Here is a 13,981-nt window from a genome sequence, read left to right on the forward strand (position 1 = left end):
TAACCCTCCGGTAACGATATCTCGCTAAAACTTCTCGTGCGGGGGACAAACGCCGCCGAAGCTCCGGAAAAGGTCTCGCGTCCCGGAGCGGCCCGCCCCTCGAAGCGTTTCCAGGTGAAGTGGATACCGGTTCACCGTTCGGAAACGCGGCAAAGCAAGAACGAGAGAAATCGAGCTTTTCGCAGAAAAGCGACGTTTCTCGAGCGCCTCCAGTTACAAGAACAGCCGCGCCTGCACGAAGCAGGCGCGGCTGTTCTTGTTTGACCTTCCGGTCGCCGTCAGATGTCGAAGAAGCGGTGCCGTCTCGTGTTGAACGGGCCGCACTCGATCTGGTGACGCAGCACGAAATCGTGGGGACGTGCGGATGCGGCAGGGCGATTGGCCCCGGCAAAGCGGCGACGCAGATTGTTCAGGAAGTCACGCATGCACTTCACTCTTGAGTCTCGAAACGCGTGCAAGGCATATAGGCTTGTCGCCGCGTCGCCGCCGACATGGCAGCGCCATGGCGTGTCGCAAAAAAGCTAGCTGCCGCGACGGTCATTCAGGGCTGCAGGCATCGATAGCCTCTACTTGTTCAGCTTCGGTTCAAAATCCGTTAGGTTTGATAAAATACTGTAAATACCCGAAATTTCTCGCTTCTAGACTTCAGTTGTGCGCCTCAACGTAAGCAATCGTTAATGTAGCATACGCTAGCCCTTGCTTGGTGCAGCAGGGGCCTTCTCAGTCATGATTTCAAGATTCCTATCCAATCGTCGCGGCAACGTCGCCATGATCACCGCGCTGGCTTTCCTGCCGCTCCTGGGTGCGGCAGGGCTCGCCGTGGACTATGTCAACCTGTCGCGCGAACGCACCAATTTGCAGGCGATCGCCGATGCGGCTGTGCTGATGGCAGCAGGGATCTCGCTGGATGACGAGAGCGTAGCGCGTCGCGAGGTCGACCGCTATATTTCGTCGCTCGCCTACGCCGATGACCTCGATTGGGATGTTTCCCTGGTGGATGGTGAACTGCAGCTCAGCATCAACCGCACGATCCCGTTGCGCATAGCCTCGGTCCTCAATGCGCCGACGGCGGATATCGGTGTTCAGAGTTTCGCTAAACAGGCTCGCAGCGTCGGGCGCGGCGGTCTGGAACTGGCACTCGTGCTCGATGTCAGCAATTCCATGAAGAATCGAATGCCGGAAATGAAATTGGCCGCCAATCGCTTGATCGACGAGATCTATGGAACCGAGGCGACGCTTCCCAATGTGCGTGTGTCGCTCGTGCCGTTTTCCGGCCGCGTGAATTTCGTCGACTATGGCTGGGATTGGATGTCGGACCAGACGGGCCGCAATGTCGCAAATGCGCAGCTAAGAAACCCGAAGAAGGATGCGTTTTCGCCGTCCGCATCGGCACTGTGTTCCGGTTGGCGCAGTGGCACCAATGGTGAGACGGACGCTTCCCCAACGGTCGAAAAACTTCCCATGTTCGACGGGCCGCACGAAACCTGCCCGCAATCTCGGATGATCGCTCTAACGGAGAGCAGGGCGGTGATCCAGGACGGGATCAACGCGCTGACCAATAATCACGGCACGAGCACGCAGGTCGGGCTTCTGTGGGGCTGGCGTTCGCTCTCGCCGGATTGGCAGGGTCACTGGTTTTCCGGCAACCCCGATTTGCCTCTGTCCTACGAGGAGACACCCGGCAAGCACGTCGTCATCATGACCGATGGAAAGAACCATCCAAAACAAGCCGGCGACGAGCATACCGAAGACGAGGTCAATGCCCAGTTGATCCGGCAGTGTCAGCGGATGCGCGACCAGGGCTATACGATCTACGCAGTTACCTATTACATGAACGGGACGTTGACCGACCTTTACACCGCCTGCACCGGTGTTGCCGATCATGTCTATGACGCAAATTCGGCTTCCGAACTGTCGGCGGCATTCGAGGATATCGGCGGATCGCTCGTATCGTCGGCGCTTCGTCTCACCCGCTGACCTTTGCCATCGCGGGTGCTAAGGACGGCCGACCTAATCTGCGGCCGGAGACTGTCTTTTGGCAAAAGCGCTGATGTTGCAAGGAACCGGCTCGGATGTCGGCAAGACGGTTCTGGTGGCAGGGCTCTGCCGCCTTGCGTCGAACCGCGGGATCAGGGTCAAACCTTTCAAGCCGCAGAATATGTCGAACAACGCCGCCGTCGCCGAGGATGGCGGCGAGATGGGGCGGGCGCAGTGGTTGCAGGCGCTGGCCGCGCGCACAGCGCCTTCGATACACATGAACCCGATCCTTCTGAAGCCGGAAAGTGAGACGGGAAGCCAGGTCGTCGTTCACGGCCGCGTCGTGGGCAAGGCCAGGGGCAGGGACTACCAGGCGCTGAAGCCGCAGTTGCTCGAAAAGGTGATGGAGAGCTTTGCGCTTCTCAAGCAGGATTGCGACCTCGTGCTGGTAGAAGGGGCCGGGTCGCCTGCCGAGATCAATCTGCGCGCCGGCGACATCGCCAATATGGGCTTTGCGACGAAGGCCGGCGTGCCGGTGGTGCTCGTCGGCGATATCGACAGGGGCGGTGTGATCGCCTCGCTCGTTGGGACGCATCACATCCTGCCGGAGGAAGACCGGCGCATGATCTGCGGCTACCTTATCAACAAGTTTCGCGGTGATGTCAGTCTCTTCGACGAGGGGCTGGCGGCGATCACGCGGTTCACCGGCTGGCCAAGCTTCGGCGTCGTTCCCTGGCTTCCCGAAACGGCGCGATTGCCGGCGGAGGATTCCGTGGCACTCGAGCGATTGGTGGCAGGATCGGCGCGTGCGCTGAAGGTGGCTGTGCCCGTCCTGTCGCGGATCGCGAATTTCGACGATCTCGATCCGCTTGCGGCCGAGCCTGAGATCGACCTGGTCTATGTGCGCAGCGGCGAACGCTTGCCTGACGATGCCGGCCTGATCGTGATTCCGGGTTCGAAATCGACCATCGGCGATCTCGCCGCTTTCCGGGCAAACGGGTGGGATCTCGATCTCGCGCGTCATGTGCGCCGCGGCGGCCACGTGGTCGGCATTTGCGGCGGATACCAGATGCTGGGTCGCAGCGTTGCTGATCCGCTTGGGCTCGAGGGCGCACCGTCCCGCGTTGATGGGCTCGGGTTGCTCGACGTCGATACGGTGATGGCGCCCGACAAGGTCGTTCGGAATGTCTCCGCCCATTCGACGGTGTTCGATGAGCCCTTGCAGGGATACGAAATCCATCTCGGCGTCAGCGAAGGACCGGATGCGGCCCGTGCGCCCGTGGTGATCGACGGGCGACCGGATGGCGCCACCACCGCCGATGGGCGTGTGATGGGCACCTATCTGCACGGGCTATTTGCCGCCGACGGGTTCCGCCGCGCTTATCTCGCGACACTCGGTGTAAAAGCCGGGGGAGACAGTTATGCGCAAGGCGTCGACGCCGCTCTCGACGCCATCGCCGCGCGGCTGGAACAGGTGCTCGATGTCGACGGGCTTCTCGGTTCGGCCGCGTCTGTCTGATGTGCGCAGCGCTCGAACGCGATTGACACCGATCGGGCGCCACGCCTATCTCTAGTACATCGAAAGGTTTCCTGAGCGCCATTGGCGTTCGGGGATGAAAAGGGAATGCGAGGGGTGGACCCAATTCGGGCGCCTTGATCGCAGCCGACCCCGCGACTGTAGAGTGGCGAGGCTTTCCCATCTGGCGATTGTGTCTCGTTGGTCGATGCCCGGCATGGTGCAGGGCAGGCCATCGATGGGCAATCACTGGAAAAGCCACTGGAGTGGCGACTGCGCAGAACCACGGCTGGACGCCTCCTGTCTACGAATCGTCCGCCGGCGCAGCCGCCGCAAGCTCCGGGAAGGTTAGGGACAAGCCGTTGCACCGGACCTTCGGGTCCGGTGCTGCAGCCACGAGCCAGGAGACCTGCCTGTCGACATCGAACCTAGAGGGACGGGGTGTTCCGCTCTTGGCCAACAGTCTCGTTGCCGGGGGACACCGGTCTATGGGGGAGACTGCGCGGTCAGGCGAACACGCCGTTCAGAGGCCTTTATGGCCTATCTGACACGGGAGTTGTCTTCATGATCGTCTTCAAGCGCGGCGTAGCAGCCGCATTCTTCACTGTGCTTGCCTCGTCTGCCTACGCCCATCATCCAATGGGCGGCGAGACGCCCTCAACCTTCTCTGCAGGTCTCTTGTCCGGCATCGGGCACCCGATCATCGGGCTCGACCATCTGGCGTTCATCATCGCCGTCGGTATTGCGGCCACGCTCACGCGCCATCGCTTTGCCATGCCGCTTTTCTTCATCGGCGCGACTGTTCTCGGCACGCTTGTTCACCTCGCAGCGCTGGGTCTCCCTTTCGTGGAAGTCATGGTCGCGCTGTCGGTCGCGGTGCTCGGCATCATGCTGCTTTCGGGCCGCGCTTATGCTCCGGCCGCCTACGCTGCCGTCTTTGCGCTGGCCGGCCTGTTTCATGGTCACGCCTATGGCGAAGCCGTGTTCGGAGCCGAGACGACACCGGTGCTCGCCTATCTCGCCGGCTTTGCAGCCACGCAGTACCTGATCGCGATCGGTGCTGGCCTCGCCGCGACGGCACTGTTCGCCACCGGCCGGACTGCCGACAACGTCGCCTTGCGGATCTCGGGCGGCGTCGTTGCAGGCGTCGGTGCCTTGCTCGTCGGCGAGCATCTGCTTGCCGCCATCGGTCTTGCCTGACCACATGGCGGAACAGCGCAACGGGGCGGTCTTCGTCCTTGGCGGGGCCCGCTCCGGCAAATCGGCCTATGCCGAAAAGCTGGCGCGGGAAACCGGCCTCCCGCGCCACTACGTCGCTACGGCACAGGCCTTCGACGACGAGATGCGGGCGAGGATCGCACGGCACAGGGTCGATCGTGGCGCGGACTGGGTAACTCATGATTGCCCGCTTTCGCTCACCGGAGTCCTGCGCGAGCACATCCGGCCCGACCGAGTCGTGCTGGTGGATTGCCTGACGCTCTGGGTCACCAATCTCATGATGGAGGAGCAGGGCGATGCCGCGATGGACGCTGCTTTCGACGATCTCGTCTCGCTCCTCGCCAGCCCGCCCGGTCGCGTGATCCTCGTCTCCAACGAGGTCGGCCTCGGCATCGTGCCGGAAAATTCCATGGCGCGTGCCTTTCGCGATCACGCAGGGCGCCTGCACCAGAAAATCGCTGCGGTCGCGGGCGAAGTCTATTTCGTCGCCGCCGGCCTGCCGCTCAAAATGAAGGGTTAGTTCCCATGCAAGCGAAGATACCAGCAACGGTGATCACCGGCTTTCTCGGCGCCGGCAAGACGACGATCATTCGTAACCTGCTGATGAATGCGCAAGGCCGCCGCATCGCGCTGATCATCAACGAATTCGGCGATCTGGGCGTCGATGGCGACGTGCTCAAGGGCTGCGGTGCCGAAACCTGCTCGGAAGATGACATCGTCGAACTGACCAATGGCTGCATCTGCTGCACGGTCGCCGACGATTTCATCCCGACGATGGAAAAGCTTCTGGAACGGGACCGGCTGCCGGATCACATCGTCATCGAGACCTCCGGCCTTGCGCTGCCGCAACCGCTCGTCAACGCCTTCAACTGGCCGGGCATCAAGGAGCGGGTGACGGTCGATGGCGTCGTCACGGTCGTCGACAGTGCAGCGGTCGCCGCCGGGCGCTTTGCCGATGACGAGGACCGCGTCGATGCGCTCCGTGCCGCCGACGAGAGCCTCGATCATGAAAGCCCGATGGAAGAGCTTTTCGAGGATCAGCTGACTGCCGCCGACCTCATCATTCTTAACAAGAGCGATCTCGTCGATGCGGCGGGCCTCGGCGCTGTGCGCAACGACGTGGCGGCGCGCACCAGCCGCAAGCCGCGGATGATCGAAGCATCCGGTGGCGAGGTATCGGCGGCTGTCCTGCTCGGTCTCGGCGTCGGCACCGAAAGCGATATCGCCAATCGCCGATCCCATCACGAGATCGAGCATGAGAATGGCGAGGAGCACGATCACGACGATTTCGAAAGCTTCGTCGTCGATCTGGGCGCTGTCGCTGCACCCGATCGCTTTTCGAAAGCGCTGAGGGACATCATCGCCACCCACGACATTTTGCGGCTCAAAGGCTTCGCAGATGTCGCAGGTAAGCCCATGCGGCTTGTGGTGCAGGCGGTCGGGAGCCGCGTCGACAGCTATTTCGACCGCGCCTGGAAGCCGGGAGAGGAGCGCGGGACACGCCTCGTCGTGATCGGACTTCACGATGGACTCGACGAGGCGGCGATCACCGCAGCCCTGCAGGATGCCGCGCGATGACAATAAAACGTCGATCACGCTGTAACGGCTGCAGGCGACGTCGGCCATGCACCTCCTCCTGAGCCAGAAGGGGTCGATCGCCAACGCAGACGAGGCGATCGATCTCGGCCAGACGCCGGGCGACATCCTGTTCCTGTCGGCTGCCGATACGGAGCTGGCGGCAATCGCTTCTGCCAAGGCCGCCGGCGGGGCCTCTCACCGCTCGGTCCGCGTCGCCAGTCTCATGACGCTGAAGCATCCGATGTCGGTCGATACCTATATAGAGCGCACGGCGCGCCATGCGCGGCTGATCATCGTGCGCGCGCTCGGCGGCGCCAGCTATTTCGCCTATGTGCTCGATGCACTGCTGGCGACGGCGGCTCGCGAGGGCATCGCGCTCGTCGTTCTGCCGGGTGACGACAACCCTGATCCCGGTCTCGATCGCTATTCGACGGTTCGGCCGGCGGACCGGGACGCGCTCTGGGCGTTCCTCAATGAAGGCGGAGCCGAAAACGCACGCGGCTTGCTCGATTACGCCGCAGCGATGGTGGATGGTGCGCCGAGACCGGGCGAGGCGGTTCCGCTCATGCGTGCGGGGGTGTGGGCTGCTCCCGTCTCCCCGCATCCCGAGCCTGTCGAGGGGACAGGCAAAAGGGGCATCGCGGCCATCGTATTTTACCGCGCACTTGTCCAAAGCGGGCAGACGGCGCCGGTGAAAGCCTTGGTCGACGCGCTGGCAGCTCGAGGCTTCGCCGTCACGCCGCTTTACGTCTCCAGCCTCAAAGACCCCGTTTCGATCGCTGCCGTCGAACGAAGCTTTGCCGAGGCGCCGCCGGACGTCGTCATTAATGCCACCGGTTTCGCCGTCTCGGCGCCGGGCGGTGAAACCAAAGGGACCGTGCTGGAATCAACCGGCGCCCCGGTGCTTCAGGTGGTGTTCTCCGGGTCGGCGCGATCTGCGTGGGAAGCGTCGGCGCAAGGGCTGTCGGCACGCGATCTTGCAATGCATGTGGCGTTGCCTGAAGTAGACGGGCGGGTCCTGTCGCGTGCCGTCTCGTTCAAATCGGCCGAGCGGTACGATGAGACGGTCGAGGCGAATATCGTCGCGCACGAGCCTTTGGCAGACCGCATCGATTTTGTGGCCGACCTTGCTGTGAACTGGGCGCGCTTGCGCCGAACTGCACCCTCCGACCGCCGCGTCGCGATCGTGCTCGCCAATTATCCGAACCGTGACGGGCGGCTGGGCAACGGCGTCGGCCTGGATACGCCGGCCGGCACCATCGAAGTGCTGAAGGCGATGCAAGGCGCGGGCTATGTGGTCGACGATCTGCCTGCCGATGGCGATGCGTTGATCACCGCGCTGATGGCCGGGCCGACCAATGCCGCCGTCGATGCCCGCGAAATTCGCGAGACGATGGCGCTCAATGATTACAAGGCGTTCTTCGCAACACTTCCCGCATCGATTCAGGAAGAGGTGGTCGCCCGCTGGGGTGCACTGGAGCAGGACCCGTTCATCCTTGGCGACCGCTTCGCGCTGCCGCTGATGCGGTTCGGCGAGACGGTCGTCGGCATCCAGCCTGCGCGCGGCTATAACATCGATCCGAAGGAAACCTACCACGCGCCCGATCTCGTGCCGCCGCATGGATACATCGCCTTCTATGCCTGGCTGCGCACGGTCTATGGCGCCCATGCCATCGTCCACATGGGAAAGCACGGCAATCTCGAATGGCTGCCCGGCAAGGCGCTGGCGCTTTCGGACCGGTGCTATCCGGAAGCCGTGTTCGGGCCGACGCCCCATGTCTACCCGTTCATCGTCAATGATCCAGGCGAGGGGACGCAGGCCAAGCGCCGCTCGTCGGCGGTCATCATCGACCATCTGACCCCGCCGCTGACGCGCGCCGAAAGTTACGGGCCGCTGAAAGATCTGGAGGCGCTGGTCGACGAATACTATCAGGCGCTCGGCACCGATCCACGCCGGATCAGGCTGCTCAAGCGACAGATCCTGGATCTGGTGCGCGATATCGGCCTCGACCATGACGCCGGCATCGCAGACGGCGACGGCGACGACGCGGCGCTGGAAAAGCTCGACGCCTATCTGTGCGACCTGAAGGAAATGCAGATCCGCGACGGGCTGCATGTGTTCGGCGTCGCGCCTGAGGGTCGGCTGCTGACGGATCTGACGGTTGCTCTGGCGCGCGTGCCACGCGGCCATTCGACAGGCTCAGGAGGTGAAGGCGGGGATCAAAGCCTGCAGCGGGCGATAAGCCACGATGCTGTTCTCGAGTTCGACCCGCTCGATTGCGACATGGCCGAAGTCTGGACAGGGCCGAAGCCAAAAGTTCTTGCCGAACTCACCTCCGATCCCTGGCGTACCGCCGGAGATACGGTCGAGCGCATCGAGCTACTGGCGGCGAGGCTCGTCGCAGCCGAAGTCGATTGCCCTGCCGATTGGACGGCGGCCCGAGCCGTTCTTCAGGAGATCGAGACGAGATTGAAGCCGTCCATCGTTGCTTCGGGTCCGGCTGAAATCGCCGGCACGCTTGCGGCGCTTGACGGGCGATTCGTTGCGCCCGGACCATCCGGAGCGCCGACGCGGGGACGGCCGGACGTTCTGCCGACCGGGCGAAACTTCTATTCGGTCGACAGCCGTGCCGTGCCGACGCCGGCCGCCTGGGAGCTTGGCCGCAAGTCGGCGGAGCTCCTGGTCACGCGCTATGCGCAGGATCATGGCGATTGGCCGACATCCCTCGGCATCACCGCCTGGGGTACGTCCAACATGCGCACCGGCGGTGACGACATTGCCCAGGCGCTGGCGCTCATCGGCGTGAAACCCGTGTGGGACGACGCGTCGCGCCGAGTAACCGGCTACGAAATCATCCCACCGGCTATGCTGGGGCGGCCGCGGGTCGATGTGACGCTCAGGATCTCCGGCTTCTTCCGTGATGCGTTTCCGGACCAGATCGCGCTCTTCGACAAGGCGGTCCGCGCGGTCGGCGCACTGGATGAGGGTGCGGCGGAGAACCCGATCGCGAGCCGGATGCGGGCCGAAGCCAAAGCCCTCAAGGCGCAGGGGGTGGAGGCCGCGTCCGCGATGAAGCGCGCCGGCTATCGTGTCTTTGGGTCGAAACCCGGTGCCTATGGCGCGGGGCTGCAAGCGCTCATCGACGAAAAAGGCTGGGCGGAGCGTGCCGATCTCGCCGAAGCCTATCTCGTCTGGGGTTCGTATGCCTATGGGGCACAGGCTGAAGGCATAGCGGAACGCGGCCTCTTCGAAGAGCGGCTCGGCACGGTGGAGGCCGTTGTCCAGAACCAGGACAACCGTGAGCACGACCTGCTCGATTCGGACGACTATTATCAATTCGAAGGCGGGATGACGGCGGCGGTGGAAGCGCTGAAGGGCGAACGACCTGCTGTCTATCACAACGACCATTCACGTCCCGAAAAGCCGGTGATCCGATCGCTGGAGGAAGAAATTGGCAGGGTCGTGCGCGCCCGAGTCGTCAACCCAAAATGGATCGCCGGCGTGATGCGCCACGGCTACAAGGGCGCCTTCGAGATCGCCGCGACCGTCGACTACATGTTCGCCTTTGCCGCGACGACCGGCGCGGTGCGTAACCACCACTTCGAACTCGCCTATCACGCCTTCCTGGTGGATGAAAACGTTCGGGACTTCATGCGAGAGAAGAATGCGGAGGCGCTGAAGGAAACCTCAGCGCGCTTCATGGAAGCGATCGACCGCGGCATGTGGACGCCGAAAAGCAATTCCGCCAAGTTCGATCTGGCCAAACTCATGGAGGGTGCGTCGTGACAAAGACCAGACAGGGCCGCTGCCTTTGCCGGGCGGTTCGGTTCGAAACGTCGGGCGATCCCAAGTGGGTATCATTCTGCCATTGCGAATCCTGCCGCCGGGCGCTGTCGGCACCGGTCGCCGCCTTCGCGTCGTTTTCGGAAGATCAGGTGCGTTTTACCGGCGCCGCGCCGCAGACTTTCCGCTCTTCGCCTGACGTGGAACGTGCCTTTTGCGGGCAGTGCGGATCACCCATCTGGTACCGCCACGACGATCTTCACGGTGACTATCACCTGCTTCTCGCCGCTTTCGAAGACGACCACGACTGGCAGATCGAGAAGCACGATTTCTACGGCGAGCATCTGCCCTGGCTCGTTGTCGGCGACAGGCTGCCCAAAGAGGATTGATGAAAGATGGCTGAAAAGTCCGAGAAGCTGGCCGGTTTGAGCGAAGAAGAGCTCAATGCGCGCCATGCGGAGAGGATGAAGAAGAAGAAGGCCGCGCGCGACAAGATCATCGCCACCAAAACGATCGAGAAGGGGCTGACGATCGTCCACACCGGCAAAGGCAAGGGCAAGTCGACGGCCGCATTCGGCCTCGTCTTCCGCGCGCTCGGCAACGGGATGAAGGTTGGCGTCGTCCAGTTCGTCAAAGGCAAGTGGGGAACGGGCGAGCGCAACGTGCTCGACAAGTTCCCCGAGCAGGTGACGCTCGCCACCATGGGCGAGGGCTTCACCTGGGAAACGCAGGACCGCACGCGTGATATCGCGGCGGCCGAGGCGGCTTGGGAAAAGGCGAAGGCGATGATCCTCGACGACGAGCATCACATAGTCCTGTGCGACGAGCTCAACATCGTGCTGCGCTACGACTATCTGCCGCTTCAGGAGATCATCGACGTGCTCAAGGCGAAGCCTGCGATGAAGCACGTGATCATTACCGGACGGAACGCCAAGGACGAACTGATCGAATTTGCCGATCTCGTCACCGAGATGGAAATGATCAAGCACCCGTTCCGATCCGGCGTCAAAGCGCAGGTCGGCATCGAGTTCTGAGCGTTTGTTCCCTCACTTCACGTAGATGTGAAACCGTCGTCGTCTTTTTCACGGAACGGGTCGGCGCATGTCACGGTTGCGTTCTCGACTTCAATCGTGACGAGGAAGATGATGAAAAGTTCCACCTATCTGCGCGCCATCGCAGCTTCGACGGCTCTCGCTTTTGCCGCTCCGGTCTGGGCGCAGGTGAACGAGACCTATGACACGGGCAATGGCTCGATACAGGTCGAAACGGTTGCATCGGGCTTCGGTCAGCCATGGGGCATGGTTCAGTTGCCGGACGACACCTGGCTCGTCACCGAAAAGGAAGGCAGCCTTCTTCTGATCGGTGCCGATGGGGCGCCGTCGGAGCCGATCTCGGGCGCGCCGGAAGTGGATGCCCGCGGCCAGGGCGGTTTGCTGGATGTTGCGCTCGATCCAGCGTTCGACGAGAACCGGCTGATCTATCTGAGCTTTGCGGAGCCTGGCCCCGACGGCACCAACTCGACTGCCGTCTTCAAGGCGCGTCTGTCCGATGACGGCACTGCGCTCGAGGAAGGCGAGGTCATCTTCTCCCAGCAGCCGAAGCTGCCGAGCACCGCGCATTACGGCTCGCGTCTGGTCTTCGACAATGACGGCCTGCTCTACGTCACGCTCGGCGAACGATCCGACGCGGAGTTCCGCGGCCAGGCGCAGGATCTCGACAGCCATCTCGGCAAGGTCGTGCGCATCAACACCGATGGCAGCGTGCCGGAGGACAACCCGTTCGTCGATCAGGCCGAAGCGCTCCCGGAAATCTTCTCCTATGGCAACCGCAACGTGCAGGCCGCAGCGCTCAACCCCGAAACCGGCGTGCTTTGGGAGATCGAACATGGCCCGCGCGGCGGCGACGAACTGAACATCATCGAAGCCGGCAACAATTACGGTTGGCCGCTGGTGACCGAAGGCGTCGAATATTCGGGCGACCCGATCAATGAAGGCGAAGCGACGATGGAAGGCGTGACCGATGCGATCCTGACCTGGACGCCGGTCATCGCGCCCTCGGGCATGATCTTCTATCAGGGCGACGCCTTCCCAGACTGGCAGGGCGACATCTTCGTCGGCGGTCTGGCCTCGACGGCGCTCGTCCATGTCGCTGTCAATGCCGACACGGCCACGGAAGAGGCGCGCTACCTGGAAGATCTGGGCCTGCGTATTCGTGACGTCGCCGAAGGGTCGGATGGGTCGATCTATGTGCTGACCGACGAAGCCAGCGGGCAGATCCTGCGCATTTCGCCGGCCGACTGATCGTCTGACGGCAAATACCGAGCATCAGTGCCACCGCGTCCGCGTGGTGGCACTTCTTATTTCAATAGCCGATCAACGCCCGGATCGGATGGTCGGCATCCATCAGCAGGCGCACGGCAAGCGCGATGCACACAAGCACCAGAAGCGGGCGGATCAGCTTCGCCCCGTTCTTCATCGCGAGACCCGCGCCCACCCGCGCACCCGCAAACTGCGCCACACCCATCAAAAGCCCGATCTTCCAATAGACCACGCCCATCAGGGCGAAGACGACGAAGCCGCCGAGATTGGATGCGAAGTTCAAGAGCTTGGTGTGGGCCGTCGCCTTCAGGACGCCGAAGCCGGCGAGCGCCACGAAGGCGAGCATAAAGAACGATCCAGTGCCGGGTCCGAACAGGCCGTCATAAAAGCCGATCAGCGGAACGAGAAGCACGCCGAAGAGAGCAGGGCGCATGCGTTCGGCACGATCGACATCGTTGAGATCCGGCTTGAAGGCGAAATACAGCGCGATCAGGATCAGCAGTACCGGCAGCAGCGTCGCAAGCACGATCCCGGGCATCACGGTTGCCAAAAGCGCGCCTGCGCAAGCGCCAACGAACGAATAAACCGCCCAGCGCCACTGCTTCTTCAGGTCGACATGGCCTTTCTTCGAGTAGGCGATCGTCGCGGAAGCCGAGCCGAACAGCGATTGCAGCTTGTTCGTGCCGAGCGATTCAACCGGCGGAACGCCCGCCAGCAGCAAGGCCGGCACGGTGATCAGCCCGCCACCGCCCGCGATGGCATCGATGAAACCTGCAAAGAATGCGGCGACCACGAGGATCAACGTCGCTGTGGATAAGATGTCTTCCAATGGAGAATGCCGCGCCCGTGTGTTTTGATCGCCTATGGCAGAGCCTGGACGCGGCGGCAATGGTGTCGTCGGTCCGCATGCCCCGAATCGGCTTGTGCGCGCAGGCCGGTTCGTTTGTGGCGGCGCATTGGGGCGCGATCGCTTTTGCAGGCGGCCGCGGTCGATCATGAAACTGCTCCGCAGTCTGGGAGTTGCGCTGACCCATCGCCGCCGGCGCAATCGACTCGCGCGCAGGCTCGATCCGAAACCGCAGATCGTGGCGCAGATGCTCCTGCTGTTTCGCACGATCCTGGCGGACGGCATCGTGCGCGAAAAGGAAATGAACGTCTTCTCCGACATCTGCGGCCGGCAGTTCGGCGTTCTCTCCGAGGAGATGACGGCGCTGCACAGCTATCTGGAGCGATGGCAGCGGCGCGACGACGCGGAAGCGCACATCGCCTCGCTGAGCCAATTGCCGATGGAGCAGCGGCGGCGTCTCGTCGACCTCATGACGGAGATCGCGTCCGTGCCTGGCGATGGAGAGGCGGAGCCCGGCGTATTCAACCGCCAAGCGCAGATATTCATTTCAGATGCCCGGACGGCCCTCGGTCTCTCGTCGCAGGAATGGCAGCCGGCACCTGCACAAAATCACCGGAAAGCCTGAGCCTTTCGTTTGACCGGGAAGGTGCGCTCGACTAGCTTCGCGGGGCACGATGGCGCCCGATCGATGGATGCGGGCTGAGAGAAAATCCGGTGAGACCGACCGAAATCCGGGGTCGATT

At 62.8% G+C, this 13,981-nt stretch carries 12 protein-coding genes and 1 riboswitch; of the genes, 10 read left to right on the forward strand and 2 right to left on the reverse strand.

The annotated features are described in order from the left end of the window. Positions 1-278: 278 nt before the first annotated feature. On the reverse strand, positions 279-425 hold the full coding sequence (locus tag QQL76_RS05630) for a hypothetical protein (protein ID WP_164527833.1): 147 nt from the start codon (positions 423-425) through the stop codon (positions 279-281). A gap of 301 nt (positions 426-726) precedes the next feature. On the opposite strand from QQL76_RS05630, the gene QQL76_RS05635 reads away from it, so the two are divergent. The 9 genes from QQL76_RS05635 (at position 727) to QQL76_RS05675 (ending at position 12,373) form a co-directional block, all read left to right on the forward strand. Then, entirely contained in the window at positions 727-1,977 is a 1,251-nt protein-coding gene (locus tag QQL76_RS05635; RefSeq protein ID WP_499206735.1) for a TadE/TadG family type IV pilus assembly protein, read from the forward strand. A 58-nt stretch (positions 1,978-2,035) separates the two neighbouring features. After that, positions 2,036-3,496, forward strand: a complete 1,461-nt coding sequence (locus QQL76_RS05640; protein WP_499206736.1) for a cobyric acid synthase CobQ — start codon at positions 2,036-2,038, stop codon at positions 3,494-3,496. A 47-nt stretch (positions 3,497-3,543) separates the two neighbouring features. Continuing rightward, positions 3,544-3,924: riboswitch (cobalamin riboswitch) on the forward strand. A gap of 133 nt (positions 3,925-4,057) precedes the next feature. Beyond that, the gene (locus QQL76_RS05645) at positions 4,058-4,693 is read left to right on the forward strand and encodes a HupE/UreJ family protein (RefSeq protein WP_126009717.1); all 636 of its coding nucleotides are present in this window, start codon (positions 4,058-4,060) and stop codon (positions 4,691-4,693) included. A gap of 4 nt (positions 4,694-4,697) precedes the next feature. Next, on the forward strand, positions 4,698-5,231 hold the full coding sequence (gene cobU / locus QQL76_RS05650) for a bifunctional adenosylcobinamide kinase/adenosylcobinamide-phosphate guanylyltransferase (RefSeq protein WP_126013002.1): 534 nt from the start codon (positions 4,698-4,700) through the stop codon (positions 5,229-5,231). Positions 5,232-5,236: 5 nt separating this feature from the next. Then, the gene (gene cobW / locus QQL76_RS05655) at positions 5,237-6,289 is read left to right on the forward strand and encodes a cobalamin biosynthesis protein CobW (RefSeq protein WP_499206737.1); all 1,053 of its coding nucleotides are present in this window, start codon (positions 5,237-5,239) and stop codon (positions 6,287-6,289) included. Positions 6,290-6,335: 46 nt separating this feature from the next. Beyond that, entirely contained in the window at positions 6,336-10,076 is a 3,741-nt protein-coding gene (gene cobN / locus QQL76_RS05660) for a cobaltochelatase subunit CobN (protein WP_499206738.1), read from the forward strand. Continuing rightward, the gene (locus QQL76_RS05665) at positions 10,073-10,462 is read left to right on the forward strand and encodes a GFA family protein (protein ID WP_499206739.1); all 390 of its coding nucleotides are present in this window, start codon (positions 10,073-10,075) and stop codon (positions 10,460-10,462) included. Before cobN ends, QQL76_RS05665 begins: the two co-directional genes overlap by 4 nt. A gap of 6 nt (positions 10,463-10,468) precedes the next feature. Beyond that, positions 10,469-11,107, forward strand: a complete 639-nt coding sequence (gene cobO / locus QQL76_RS05670) for a cob(I)yrinic acid a,c-diamide adenosyltransferase (RefSeq protein WP_499206740.1) — start codon at positions 10,469-10,471, stop codon at positions 11,105-11,107. Between the two features lie 111 nt (positions 11,108-11,218). After that, positions 11,219-12,373, forward strand: a complete 1,155-nt coding sequence (locus QQL76_RS05675; protein WP_499206741.1) for a PQQ-dependent sugar dehydrogenase — start codon at positions 11,219-11,221, stop codon at positions 12,371-12,373. Positions 12,374-12,434: 61 nt separating this feature from the next. Here QQL76_RS05675 and QQL76_RS05680 read toward each other — a convergent pair whose 3' ends face one another. After that, positions 12,435-13,220: a TSUP family transporter gene (locus QQL76_RS05680; protein WP_499206742.1), complete on the reverse strand. Its 786-nt coding sequence runs from the start codon at positions 13,218-13,220 to the stop codon at positions 12,435-12,437. A 166-nt stretch (positions 13,221-13,386) separates the two neighbouring features. On the opposite strand from QQL76_RS05680, the gene QQL76_RS05685 reads away from it, so the two are divergent. After that, positions 13,387-13,863, forward strand: coding sequence for a tellurite resistance TerB family protein (locus tag QQL76_RS05685; protein ID WP_499206743.1), 477 nt, complete (start codon positions 13,387-13,389; stop codon positions 13,861-13,863). Positions 13,864-13,981: the final 118 nt, after the last annotated feature.

It is taken from the genome of Rhizobium albus (assembly GCA_030160035.1).
Lineage (GTDB): Bacteria > Pseudomonadota > Alphaproteobacteria > Rhizobiales > Rhizobiaceae > Georhizobium > Georhizobium albus.